This is a genomic window from Vibrio sp. QJM3NY_39 (genome assembly GCF_057785895.1).
On the sequence record NZ_CM173506.1, the window covers coordinates 737,948 to 751,926 of the forward strand.

7 protein-coding genes are annotated in these 13,979 nt (G+C 46.2%); 4 read left to right on the forward strand and 3 right to left on the reverse strand.

Annotated features, from left to right (window positions below):
- Nucleotides 1–52: 52 nt before the first annotated feature.
- The 3 genes from AC3CHU_RS19235 to AC3CHU_RS19245 form a co-directional block, all read right to left on the reverse strand.
- Nucleotides 53–2,908, reverse strand: a complete 2,856-nt coding sequence (locus tag AC3CHU_RS19235) for an FAD-binding and (Fe-S)-binding domain-containing protein (protein WP_488526352.1) — start codon at nucleotides 2,906–2,908, stop codon at nucleotides 53–55.
- A gap of 472 nt (nucleotides 2,909–3,380) precedes the next feature.
- Nucleotides 3,381–4,520 (reverse strand): FMN-dependent L-lactate dehydrogenase LldD, encoded by a 1,140-nt coding sequence (gene lldD, locus AC3CHU_RS19240; RefSeq protein WP_488526211.1) that lies wholly within the window; start codon nucleotides 4,518–4,520, stop codon nucleotides 3,381–3,383.
- 298 nt (nucleotides 4,521–4,818) lie between these two features.
- The gene (locus AC3CHU_RS19245; RefSeq protein WP_488526212.1) at nucleotides 4,819–6,525 is read right to left on the reverse strand and encodes an L-lactate permease; all 1,707 of its coding nucleotides are present in this window, start codon (nucleotides 6,523–6,525) and stop codon (nucleotides 4,819–4,821) included.
- A 247-nt stretch (nucleotides 6,526–6,772) separates the two neighbouring features.
- Between AC3CHU_RS19245 and AC3CHU_RS19250 the strand changes: the two genes are divergently transcribed.
- From AC3CHU_RS19250 to AC3CHU_RS19265, 4 genes are all read left to right on the forward strand, one after another.
- Nucleotides 6,773–7,690, forward strand: coding sequence for a LysR family transcriptional regulator (locus tag AC3CHU_RS19250; protein WP_017075317.1), 918 nt, complete (start codon nucleotides 6,773–6,775; stop codon nucleotides 7,688–7,690).
- 11 nt (nucleotides 7,691–7,701) lie between these two features.
- Nucleotides 7,702–9,762 carry a prolyl oligopeptidase family serine peptidase gene (locus tag AC3CHU_RS19255; RefSeq protein WP_488526213.1) on the forward strand — a complete coding sequence of 687 codons (2,061 nt, stop codon included), beginning with the start codon at nucleotides 7,702–7,704 and terminating at the stop codon, nucleotides 9,760–9,762.
- 373 nt (nucleotides 9,763–10,135) lie between these two features.
- Nucleotides 10,136–11,419: a carbohydrate porin gene (locus AC3CHU_RS19260; RefSeq protein WP_102445631.1), complete on the forward strand. Its 1,284-nt coding sequence runs from the start codon at nucleotides 10,136–10,138 to the stop codon at nucleotides 11,417–11,419.
- Between the two features lie 229 nt (nucleotides 11,420–11,648).
- The gene (locus AC3CHU_RS19265) at nucleotides 11,649–13,667 is read left to right on the forward strand and encodes a methyl-accepting chemotaxis protein (RefSeq protein ID WP_488526214.1); all 2,019 of its coding nucleotides are present in this window, start codon (nucleotides 11,649–11,651) and stop codon (nucleotides 13,665–13,667) included.
- The last annotated feature ends 312 nt before the right edge of the window (nucleotides 13,668–13,979 follow it).

Genomic DNA, 13,979 nt, shown 5'->3' on the forward strand with positions numbered 1-13,979 from the left:
TTTCGTTTTAGGTTTAAGCTAATTGCTCGATACCTTAAGTGGGGAGGCTCCGCTATTGCGCGACTTCGTCCACCAAGTACAAGATTGACTGATACGGAATGCCACTGTGATGTGACAAACCTATCTCACAGGTTCGGCTGTTGCTGAATCCACGAGTACAGTTGCTCGGCACTTGTTCTTTGAGTGGGTGTACCGCCGCTTCATTCAGCTCTGGAGTGGTAAAACCTTTATCACCCGCCCAACCACAGCATTGAATATGCTCAGGAACAATCACCTTTTCAGTACAGGCTTTAGCAAGGCTCAACATCGCGCCTTCTAAGCCCATTCGACGAGAACTACACGTCACATGCAGCATCACGGTTTCTTGCAGCGGCTTAAGTGTCAGGTGCTCAAGCAGGTATTGATTTACAAACCCTGTCGGCTCTAATACCTCTAACGGTTTGGTGAACTGTTCAATACTGCGTTTAGCACATGGGCTGGTATCCATTAATACTGGGTATTCACCCTGACGACTGGCTTGCCACAACACTTCTTCGAGTTGTTGTGCTTTAGATTGAGCTAAATCGGTCATGCCTTTGCTGTCGTAAGGCATGCCACAACATTGGTCGTCTAGCTTCTTCGGAAGAATAACCTCAAATCCGGCCTTGTTGAGTAAAGACATGGTTACTTCAGTTAGAGGACGTTGGTCGCCCGCATCGCTTTGTTGTCCCATGGTGCGACTCGCACAGGAAGGGAGGTAAACCACCTTCTTATGATTGCTTGAGGATTCTGCCGTCACTGGTGATGAGGTTAGCGAGTGACTGTTGGATTGCGGCATCTCAGGCATCCACACGGGTGTCGCGCCTTTAGTCATAGAGCGCAAGCCATTGGTTAGCTTGCCTACGGTATTTGCGCCTAAAATCTTACTCGCCACTTGATTGGTTTTGAGGCCAGCCTTGGTTAGTTTAGTGGTGGTCGAGAAATGATCCGCGGTCCATTTGGCGATTGGTGTAAATTTCTCGTACTTGGCGATACGAAGCTTCTTAATTAAGTCGCCAGTGTTGATTCCTACTGGGCAGCGCTCGGCACACAGGCCAGTTGCGGCGCAGGTATCGATGCCTTGATATTCGAAGGTTTTCTCTAGCTCGCTTGCTTCTATTTCTTCGCCCGCAGCACGGCGGCGTTGAAGTTCGCGATATAACACAATGCGTTGGCGTGGTGATAGAGTCAGCGTACGAGACGGACAAACAGGCTCACAGAAGCCACACTCAATACAGCGATCGACAAGGTCGTCAGCAGCAGGCATTGGCTTCAAATTCGCGATGTGTGAATTCGGGTTGTCGTTAATGATAACGCCGGGGTTGAGCAGTCTTTCTGGGTCAAACAGCGCTTTGATCTGTTGCATCAAGGCGTAGCCATCTTTGCCCCATTCCAATTCCACATAAGGCGCCATGTTACGGCCTGTACCATGCTCTGCTTTCAGAGAACCTTGGTATTTCACCGCAACCAATTCAGCGACGTCATCCATGAAACCGCCGTAGCGATCGATTTCTGTTTGGCTGTCGAAGCCTTGAGTAAACACAAAGTGTAGGTTGCCTTCTAGGGCGTGACCAAAAATGATTGCTTCGCTGTACTCGTATTTATCGAACAACTCTTGCAGCTCTCGAATGCCATTAGCGAGGTTTTCGACAGGGAAAGCCACGTCTTCGATGATAACGGTCGTGCCAACTTCACGTACTGCGCCAACCGCAGGGAACATGCCTTTTCGAATGCCCCACAAAGTCGCGACTGTCTTTGGATCGGAGGTGAAAGGGACCGATTCAACAATCGTGTATTCAGTCAATGCGTCCAAAATTGATTTACATTGTAAATCTAAGTCCGGCTGGGAGCTGGCGTGTGATTCAACCAAAATTGCTGCGGCTTCTAAATCCAAGTTCGGCATAAACGCAGGCATACCCGGCTTATCTGCGACAGAACGTAGCGCTCTGCCGTCCATTAACTCAACGGCTGCAACAGGAGTTTTGGACAGCGTAGTTACAGCTGTACTGGCTTGCTCGATGTCGGCAAACACAAGCAGTGCAGAAGCTTTGTTCGGATGTTCAATCACTGTGTTGTAGGTGATTTCGGCGATGAAGCCTAGCGTGCCCTCTGAACCGATCATCAGGTGTTTAATGATTTCGATTGGGTCGTGGTAATCGACCAAAGCATTGAGTGCATAGCCAGTGGTGTTTTTGAGGCGGTACTTGTGGCGGATTCTGTCTGCCAGTTCTTGATTCGAGCTAGTCTGTCTGTGTAAATCAACGATGCCTTCAAATAGCGCTTTGTGTGATTGCTTGAACGCCTCGACGCTGGCGTTATCTGCTGTATCAAGTAGGGAACCATCACTCAATACGATTTTCATACTCTCGACGGTGCGATAAGAGTTTTGCGCAGTACCACAACACATGCCGCTGGCGTTGTTTGCTGCAATGCCACCGATTTTACAAGTATTGATTGAGGCTGGATCTGGGCCGATTTTACGTTGGAAAGGGGCGAGGTATTTGTTGGCATCAGCGCCAATCACACCGGGCTGAAGAATGATTTGATTACCGTTGTCTACGATCTCATGGCCGCGCCAGTCGTCGGTTAGGGTAATGAGTACCGAGTCTGAAACCGCTTGTCCTGAAAGACTGGTGCCTGCTGCACGGAAAGTAAAATGGATACCGAGTTCACGACAGCTTTGAATGGTGAATATGACTTCGTCTAAGTTTTTTAGCCTTAGAACCATTTTCGGCACCAAGCGATAAAAACTCGCATCGGTGCCGTAAGCCAAGCGCTTTGCCTCTTGAGTGACAATGCGTTCCGTTTCGATTCTTTGAGCCAGTATCGCTTCAAGCTGCTGATAAGCTTGTGCGTCTATTACTCGCTCATGGGATGTGTTTGTCTCCATCATTGCTTCCTTGTGCTTCTTATTTGGCACTGGTTAGGGCGTGTTGACCTTTAGTGGTTAAATTTTGTTCGAGATAAAAGCGTTTTAATCGCGGCGAGGGGGAAGTAGCCTAGTCACTCTAAGCAAATCCCCCTCAACAAAGAGTAAAACGCTTTTAGCCTAACCCTTCGGGCAGCGTTTGCTGGCCATTTCTACTACGTTATCGGCTTCTCATGTAGGCTAGCTACACATCGACGCCTCTGCCTTGTATAAATACCCAGCAACTCGCTGCAAAAATCAGCTCGAAAGATCAACACGCCCTAGTTTTTTTATTTTATTTTCCAGTGCTTAAACGGTGTCACAACGGCAGTGTAATTGCTGTGACACCGATTGAACTTCAGTCTAAGTAGACCAAAGCATTAGTCTGAATCTGAATCTGAATCTGAATCTGAATCTGAATCTGAATCTGAATCCGAACCGGAGTCGTGGCGGATTAATCTAGCCCCACCAAAGATTCGTGAGTTAAGTCTTTGATTGTCTTGGCGCCAGTTAGAGTCATCGCAACGCGCATCTCTTTGTCGTAAAGGTCGAGTAGGTTCTCAACACCTGCTTGTCCTTGCGCTGCTAACGCGTAGACGAAAGAGCGACCAAGCAAGGTGCAGTCTGCGCCCATCGCCATCATGCGAACTACATCTAAGCCAGTACGAATGCCAGAGTCGACCAGAATCTTAGTGTCGCCTTTTACCGCGTCTGCAATCGCAGGCAAGGCTTTAGCACTCGATAGAACGCCATCAAGCTGGCGACCACCATGGTTTGAAACCACAATGCCGTCTGCGCCAAATCTTACGGCGTCTTTTGCATCTTCTTGATCAAGAATGCCTTTGATGACCATTGGGCCGTCCCAGAAATCACGGATCCACTCTAGGTCTTTCCACGAAATCGATGGGTCGAAGTTGTCACCTAACCAACCGATGTAATCTTCCAGTTTGGTTGGAGAGCCGCGGTAAGTCGAGATGTTGCCAAGATCGTGTGGCTTACCTAGTAAACCTACATCAACGGCCCAACTAGGATGACGCATAGATTGAAATACGCGGCGTATTGCTGCATTTGGGCCACTCATTCCTGAGTGCATGTCACGGTAGCGAGCGCCAGGTACAGGCATATCAACCGTGAAAACCAGCGTTGTTACGCCTGCCGCTTTTGCACGTTCCAATACGTTCTTCATGAAGCCGCGGTCTTTTAGCACGTAAAGCTGAAACCACATTGGGCGTTCGATCTTAGGTGCGACTTCTTCGATCGGGCACACCGACACGGTAGACATGGTAAAAGGAATGCCCTTGTTGTCAGCCGCTTTAGCCGCTTGTACTTCGCCACGCCGTGCGTACATGCCGGTTAAGCCAACTGGCGCTAAGGCAATCGGCATTGCCAGCTTTTCGCCGAACAACTCGGTTTCCAAATTCAGATCTGACATGTCATTGAGGACACGCTGCTTGAGCGCGATCTCTGCAAGATCGGCGGTGTTGCGGCGTAGAGTATGTTCTCCGTAAGAACCGCCGTCAATGTAGTGAAAAAGAAACGGTGGTAATTTCGCTTTTGCTGCGGCGCGGTAATCAGTCGATGCGGATATGATCATAATTTCAGTCCTAAATTCTTGGGATGTTGCCCTTCTATGAGAGCTTGGCTTGGGCTGCTTTAATTCTTGAAAAAGTAAGTGTTGGCTCTTTCTTAAACGGTGAAGTAACTAATCGGTGAAGCAACTAATCTATGAAGCAAATAAACAGTGAAACAGAGAAGCAATAAAATGGCGTTAATACCCGAGGGTGTTGATGTGTTTTAGTATCCATTCCGAAACTCATCAACTGTCTTATTAGACGGTGTTGCAGTCGGGGAATTGAGTATTAACGCCAAGTGCTTTTGTAACGACTTATGGTTTACATAAGTGCGTCTGTCATTTTGAAACCGTAGACAACTACTAGGCCAATGATTCCGGTCATCACCAAGTAGTAGAACGTTGGGATAATCGTTTTACGTAACGTTGCACCTTCACGTCCTAGTAAGCCTACGGTTGCCGATGCGGCGACCACGTTGTGAATCGCAATCATGTTACCTGCTGCTGCGCCCACCGCTTGTAGAGCGACAACCACCGCACTAGAGATCGACAGTGTTTGTGCTACTTCGAATTGGAACTGGCTGAACATCATGTTTGAAACTGTGTTAGAGCCTGCAATGAAGGCACCTAACGCACCAATCGTTGCACTTAACGCTGGGAATGCGCCGCCGACTAGGTCAGCTGCAAAGTTAGCAGTTGTTACTGGCATACTCGCTAAATCAGAACCGTTCACACCTGAGTTAATGAAGATACGGACCATTGGGATGGTGAACACCAATACAAAGCCGGCACCAATCAGTGTTTTGCTCGATTCCCCAAAGGCTTTAGCCAATGGTGCTGCGCTGCGTGATTGCATTAGAACAGCAACCAGTGCAACGAAGACCAAGATACCGCCAGGTAAATACAGAGGTTGAATCGCTGTACTTACGCCTGTCTCGCCAAGGATGTTGCTGAATGAAAGGCTAACGCTCTTAAGTAGGCCTTTGAACTCAGGGCTCACACGGCTAGCAACGAGAGTGACAGCGAGCAGCACGTAAGGTGCCCATGCCATCGCCATGCTCATTTTCTTATGACCTTGCTTACTGTTTGAATGAGTGTCATCTAGATCGATCTTCAAAGAACCTAGCCATTCAGCTGGCCACTTATCTTCGCTTTCAAAATCCCATTTTGATTTAGGGACTAGGAAGCCGCGTTTTGCTGCTGTTACAACAATCGCAAGGCCAACCAAACCACCAATCAGTGATGGGAACTCAGCACCGAGGAAAACACCCGTTAGTGCGTAAGGAATGGTGAAAGCGGCACCTGCGAACAGTGCGAATGGCAGGATATCAAGACCTTCAGTCCAGCTTTTGTTCTTACCGAAGAAGCGAGTCAGCATCATCGCCATCAATACAGGAATCATCACACCAACGCAGGCGTGGATGATCGCAACACTTGATGTGATCTGTTGTAGGTAAGCATCCCATGTTGAACCATTGGCAATCAGGCTTTCACCGATGTTGTGCGTATCCAAACCTTTGTTTACGCCAACAATGATAGGCGTACCAACCGCGCCAAACGATACCGGCGTAGATTGAATCATCATGCCCATCAGTACCGCAGCTAATGCTGGGAAGCCGATTGCAACGAGTAAGGGAGCGGCGATTGCAGCGGGTGTGCCGAAGCCAGATGCGCCCTCAATGAATGAACCAAAACACCAAGCAATGATGATCGCTTGTACGCGACGGTCTGCTGATATGTCAGTAAATCCGTTGCGGATGGTGGTGATAGCTCCGGTGTGTTTCAAAGTGTTTAATAAGAAGATGGCGCCAAACACAATCCAGAGAACCGACACGGTAATGCCGAAGCCTTGGAATACTGAAGCCAGCACGCGAGTGCTAGACATATCCCATGCGAATAGGGCGATAGCAACGGTTAATGCAAATGCCACTGGCATCGCTTTTTTTGCAGGCCAGTTCAGGCCAACCAGCAGAATCGCTGCAACAACTATTGGCGAAAAGGCCAATAATGCTAGTAGAGTTTCACTCATGGGTACTTCCTCGTACTTGTTTTCAAACGTTCATGTTTGAAGTGAATAACACGTCATTAGTTTTGTAGGTGTAATCTGAATCTCGAGGATTCAATTGTTGTAATTAGAGTCGCTTTATTTGTAACCGATGTGATTGCAAAAGCTGTTTTTGTAATTGTTTTGTTAATTTGGCGTGAATTTACCCCTTTATTTTTTATTGATATAGGGAAATAATGAAAATAATTAATTCCAAAATTGGCATAATCAAATGCGAGCAGACGATTTGATCCTGTTTTCACAGGTAGTAGAGCTGGGCAGTTTTAGTAAGGTGGCAGAGCAAAATAACCTTACAAATTCGGTAGTTAGTAAGAGAATTGCGCGTTTGGAAGAAGAGATTGGCGTGCAGCTATTATATCGAACGACGCGTAAATTGACCCTTACCGAGGCGGGTAAGGCAATGTTACATAGCGCCAAAAATGTGAAGCAGGCGGCTCAAGAGGCTATGGACGCAGTTTCAGGCTTTGGTGAAAATGTTAGTGGTCATATCAAAATGTCAGTACCTACTATCTCCGGAGATTTGATTCTCGCAGACGCTGTTGCCGAGTTTTGTAATATGCACCCAGGTTTAACGGTCGATATGTCTCTTAACAATCGCTTTGTGGATCTGGTTGATGATGGCCTCGACTTAGTGATTAGAACCGGCTACTTGGAAGACTCCAGCTTAATTGCCCGTCATATCTTGGACTCTCAATGGGTGGTATGTGCTTCTCCGTCTTATATCGCTAAGAATGGTAAGCCGATGCAGCCCAAGGACTTGGTTGATCACAACTGCCTGCAATACGCCTATCAAACAACAGGTGCCAGCGAGTGGCAGTTCCTGCACAGTAAAGACGGCTTTACTGATAACGATAAATACATCGTGCGTGTTTCTGGTTCTTTTTCTACCGATAACGCCACGGCATTAAGAAAAGCGGCGCTGGGCGGTCATGGGGTTGCGTACGTGCCACGTTGTCTTGTTTATCACGATATTCGTAACGGCCAGCTGGTGGATATCTTTCCTGATTTGGTCGGGAAAAAACTGGGCATTTATGCGGTGTACCCGTTCACTCGTCAGCCACCTAACAAGATTAAGTTGTTGATTGAACACATCAGAACGCGTTACCTGACGATTTCACATTATTTTTAATAAGGATCACGATGAGCTATTCAAAAGAGTATCAATATCCAATCACCAACAAACAGATCGTCAGCGATGATTATTTTGATCAAATAGTTGAAGACCCTTATCGCTGGCTAGAAGATGATCGAAGTGATGAAACCGCACAGTGGGTGGCGAGCCAAAATGAAGTGACGTTCGATTATCTTGCTCAGATCCCGTATCGCGCAGAACTGAGAGAACGATTGGCGAAAGCGCAAGACTACAAAAAGAGTTCGCAGCCGTTTGTGCGAGGGGATTACACCTATTTCTATAAGAATGATGGCCTGCAGAATCACAGCATTCTCTATCGTCAGAAAGAAGGTCAGTCGATTGAAGTATTCTTAGATCCGAATACCTTCTCGGAAGATGGCACCACATCACTTGGCTCAGTGTCGTTTTCAAAAGATTACAGTTTAGTTGCGTACAGCATCTCCGAGGGCGGCAGCGACTGGCGAAAGATCTTTGTAATTGATACCGAGACTAAACAGCAGCTTGAAGCCGAAATCACCGATGCGAAGTTCACCGGTATATCTTGGTTGGGTAATCGCGGCTTTTATTACTCTAGTTACGACAAGCCAGACGGCAGCCAGCTTTCTGCACGTACCGAACAGCACAAACTTTACTTCCATGAATTGGGTGCAGAACAAGCCAGCGACAAAGTGATTTTTGGTGACAACAACACCGATCAGCATCGCTATGTATCTGGCTACACCACTGAAGACGACCGTTACTTGATCATTCTAGGGCGAGAGTCGACATCGGGTAACAGGCTGTTCTATTTCGATTTAAATTCACCCGAACAATCGCTGAACACGCTGATTGACCATGTTGATAGCGATACGTACCTCATCGATAACCAAGATGAAGTCTTTATTTTATACACTAATCTCGATGCGCCTAATGGCAAGGTGGTGAGCTTTGATGCTCGCAGTCAACAGTGGCTCGATATCATTCCTGAAAAGTCACAGCCGTTAGATATCAGCACGGGTGGTGGTTACTTGTTTGCTCATTACATGGTCGATGTGGTGTCTAAGGTTGAGCAGTTGGATTACCAAGGCAACCTCGTTCGTGAAATCCACTTACCAGATCTCGGAACGGCCAGTGGCTTAGGTGGAAAAAATGAGCAAACCGAGCTTTATTACACCTTTACCAACTATGTTACGCCGCCAACGATTTTCTATTTCGATGTCGAATCAGGCAGCTCTGAAATCTACCAACGCTCTGAAGCGCCGTTTGAATCGGAGCAATTTGAGTCTAAACAAGTCTTCTATACCTCGAAGGATGGCACTCAGGTTCCGATGCTTATCTCTTATAAGAAGGGATTAGTGTTAGATGGTAGTAATCCAACCATGTTGTACGCGTATGGTGGTTTTAATGTCAGCTTAACCCCTTCCTTCTCGGGAACAGTGGGTAGTTGGCTGGAGCTTGGCGGTGTGTATGCAGTGCCGAACTTACGTGGTGGTGGCGAATACGGTAAGGCGTGGCATAAAGCCGGTACACAACAACAAAAACAGAATGTATTTGATGACTTCATTGCTGCTGCGGAGTTCTTAATCGAAGAAAACTACACCAGCAGCGATAAGTTAGCGATCCGCGGCGGTTCTAACGGAGGCTTGCTGGTAGGCGCTTGCATGACACAAAGGCCTGAGTTGTTCCAAGTGGCTTTGCCAGCGGTTGGTGTGTTGGACATGTTACGTTACCACACCTTCACGTCTGGCGAAGGCTGGGCGTACGACTACGGTACATCAGCGCAGAATAAAGAGATGTTTGAATACCTGCTTGGTTATTCTCCGGTTCATAATGTGGTGCGAGGCGTCGATTACCCAGCAACACTGATTACGACAGCCGATCACGATGACCGTGTGGTGCCAGCTCACTCTTATAAATTCATTGCAGAGCTGCAAGACAAGCATGAAGGTGGCGCGCCTGTGATGATTCGTATTGACGTAAATGCAGGGCATGGTGCTGGAATGCCATTGAGTAAAGCGATCGATCTCACTGCCGATATCTATGCGTTTACCCTGTTCAATATGGGGATAGCCTCTCTAGATTCATTTTAAATAATGGATTGATTCCAGAAAATTGATACTTGAAGCTGAATAACTGACCTCAAAATCGCTCTTAGATTTTGAGGTTTTTCATATATATGAAAACCAATCAAATTCACACCTCGTTCTCTTTGCTTTTCGGCACCCTTTTACGTGATAGCCGCCACCATTACTGATGAAATGAAAGCGATTTCAAGCTGATATTTTACGCATTTTTCACTATAACCTGTTGATCTAAAATCAGTAGTTTTCGTCATGGATTTTCTAAAAGTTTCATGGCATTTAAGCTGATTTATCAATGTGAACAGCGACCAACTTTTCAACTCTTTCATTGCTTAATATTTCTCTGTTCGATGAAAACTCAAAAAAATAATAGGGAAATACAATGCAAAAATTTAAGCTTTTGCCAATAACGGTCGCAGTGGCGGCATCGCTTGCTTCACTCTCTTCTTTTGCTGCTGATACTAATATCGAAGCATTAGAAAAACGAATCCAAGAGTTAGAATCTAAGGTTGTTGAAATTGATTATGTTAACGATCAACAGCCAGCAGTTTTGACTCCAGACACGAAAGTGCCAGAAGGGATTGTATTCTCTGGTTACGCTCGTTACGGCGCACATTACTCGGATGGAGACAATCGCTATGTTGAAGTTGGTAGCTCAGGCCGCTCTCTTGGTCGTTTAGGTAACGAAGCCAACGGCGGTGAGTTTCAATTAGGAAAAATTTTCCAAGCAGATAGCGGCGCGAAGTGGGACGTAGTGCTCATGCTTGATGATTGGAACAACGATCAGTGGGGTTCTTCTGGCGGCGTAAACTTGAAGAAAATGTACGCTGGTGTCACTAATTTCGTTGAGAGCCAACCTGAGCTATACGCATGGGCTGGTCGTGATTTCCATCAGCGCCCACAACAAGGTTTGAACGATTACTTCTGGATGTCTCACGATGGTCAAGGTGCGGGCTTTAACAACTTAAACCTTGGTGGCATTAAGCTAGATATGGGTTTTGTTGGTGCGGTTGATAGCGAAGACGGTGCTCTAGGTAATGATTCAGGCCGTTATGGTATTACGTCGAAACTTCACGGCATCAATGCTGGTATTGGCAACCTAGATTTGTATGCTAACTATGGTTTCGCGTCTGAAGAAGCCGATACTATCGGGAATAAAGTAAGCGATGAAAATGCATGGCAAATCGGTGCAACTCTTGGCTTAGGTGATTCCAACAAGTTAGTTGCTAAATACGCTGACGGTGCTGACAACTCAGTATTTGAGTTAGCGGGCGATAAGCAAGTTATCTATGTAAGTTTAGAAGGTAACTACGCAACGAGCGATCAATTCATTATTGATTACCTTATATCGTATAAAGACATCTCTGGTGACGATGCAACAGAGCAGAGCGAATACGCTGGTATCGTTCGTCCACAGTACCAATGGGATGACACGCATTCTACATGGTTAGAAGCGGGCTATGCGATGGAAGATCGTGATGATGGTTCTGAGAAAAACGGTTGGAAAGTCACGCTATCTCAAAACGTATCACTTGGTGGTCTACCTTGGAGTCGTCCAATGCTACGTTTCTACACAACAGTGGGTGATGTGGAGACTAAAGGCACAACTGAAACGGTTACTGCAGATACACTTGCGTTCGGCGCAATGTTTGAAGCTTGGTGGTAATCACAAGCTAGAAACAATAGCTCTTTGAATTAGGCATATTTTCAAAGAGCCATACTTTTGAATATCCATGCTTGTTAAGAGCATACGTTGAAATACCTATGCTTTTAAAGAGTAAGTAATACTGTCCATTTTAGCCCTAAAGGCAGATTGATTAGGGCACGTTTCAATTAACTCCATTCTTGGGCACATTTTTGTGCCCTTTTTTTCGCCACTAGATCAAGGAATAACGATGAGACTTTCTTCCATCGTGTCTCGAGTTTATTTAGGTTTCTTCACGCTGATAGTGATCATGCTTGGTAGCGCATGGTTGAGTATTAACAGCAACAAGAACATAACCTCACACATCGAAACCATAACCCAACAAGCCACCCCTTTAATGATCCAATCCTCCACGCTCACTATTAGTTTTTTGGACATTAATCGCAGCACTACTCCCTATTTATCCGCCAATTACATTGATGAACTCGAACCACTGAAACAAACCGTTTTGAGTAATATCGAGCGATATCAGCAGCAGTTAAATTGGTTTGATGGCAAGGCTGAATCGGGCTCACCACTTGAATCCATACTCGAGAATATTGATGAAACGGGTGTTGCCACCATTGATAAGATAGAGCAGGTATTAGAGCTTTACGTTTCTTATTTGGATAGTAAAGATCTCGGTTCGATGGAGCAGGCACAATTTCAATCGGTAGTGGGTCAACTCAACAATACCTTGGTGAATCAACTGGCGAGTACGAGTTCGGGTAACACGCAAAAAGCGGTAGAAGCCTTGTTGGTTCAGTTGAGCTTGATTGCGGCAGAAGCCAATGAGGCTTTTTCTCTGCAAACTTCATCGGAGGTTCGTGGTGTTGAGCGTCGTCTTCAAAGTCGTAAAGAGCGATTCGAACAAGCTGTATCAGACTTGGATAATCTGGACTCGTCTTTGCTACGCCGCAGTAAACAGTCTTTATCATTGCTCGCTTCACATGTATTTTCAGCGCAAGGAGCTGTGTCAACGCATATGGAAGCCGTGAAGCTACATGAGAGCATTGCTCAGCAAAGAGTGGAGATCGAACAGCTTATTGATGTGCAGTTAAGCCATTTTGATGAGCTTTCTATGTATGCGGAAGACACGGCTAAACGTTTATATCACGAGTCGATGGACTTCTCTCATCAAGCACTGTTGATGCAGGCCATCATTGCTATTGGGTCGGTTTTTATTGCGCTGCTAATCGGGCTGAACATCGCTAAAGGGATTCGCAAGCCAAGTAAATTACTGCAAAGTGCACTAGACCAAGTCGCCAAAAAAGACTTGAGCGTGATGGTTCACTATCAAGCCAATAATGAATTTGGTTTGGTGAGCGATAAAGTCAATTTGGTGATCAGTCACCTGACCCAAATGATTGACAACATGCGCCACTCCTCAACACGTTTAAAGGAAGCTTCCCTTGAAAACCAAAGCACCAGCCGTTCTCTGAGTGAAGCGATGCAAGAACAAACCAATCAAACGGTGATGGTAGCGACAGCGATGGAACAAATTGAGTGCTCAGTGACGGAGATCACTCAGGCGGCCAACCAAACTCTAACGCTAGTGACCGAAGCGGTATCCAGTTCCAGTGATGGGCAAAAGACCATGAATAAAAGCGTCGAATTGATGGGCAGCCTAGAAAATAAGCTGGCGGAATCAACGGCGACCATTGGTCAGCTTGAAAGCGAAAGCGCCAGTATTGGATCCATTCTGGATGTGATATCTGGGATCTCTGAGCAAACCAATCTACTGGCGTTGAATGCGGCAATAGAAGCCGCGCGAGCGGGAGAACAAGGGCGTGGTTTCTCTGTAGTTGCGGATGAGGTTCGAGTGTTAGCAGCCAAAACCAATGCATCAACGCAAGAGATACACAACAAGATCGAGCAGTTGCAAACTAGCTCTAAACTGGCGGTTGAACAGATCAATCAGTGCGTGGAGGGGATGATTCAATGCGTAGAACAAACCGGCGAAGTTAATCACTCGATATCGACAGTGTCTGATCTTCTCAACGAAGTAGAGCAAAGAAGCCATCAAATTGCGACCGCGACGACAGAGCATCAAGTCGTTGCCTCTCAAGTCACTCAAAATATCAGCCAGATACACACCTTGGCTGAAGATAACTCGCAACGTTCCCAAGTGCTTTTTTCCCACGGTCAACAGCTTGAAACCATGTCGCAACAGCAATTCTCATTAACTCAAGAGTTTAAGTTAGCGGAATCATCTAATCACAAAGATTAGAGCCAGTTAATTTCTTCCATGATTTCACGCCCAGCCTTCCGCTGGGCGTTTTCGTATCTGGTTTTTTCTGATGAAAAGGCTTTGAGCTAAAAATTACCGTGAAATGTTCTCATACAATTTCGAAAGGCCATTGAAATAACAAGGTCACTTTCCCCGTGTATATTGCCGTCAGCTGCGGATTCATCATCAAATAACGTTTTCAAAAAATGGATTTAGGCGGGCTTGTTTGATCTGACGAACAAGTAACCGAGCGCCATCTTGATAATATGAACAATAATCTCATGAAACAGTTTCATGGCGTGAAGTTAATCT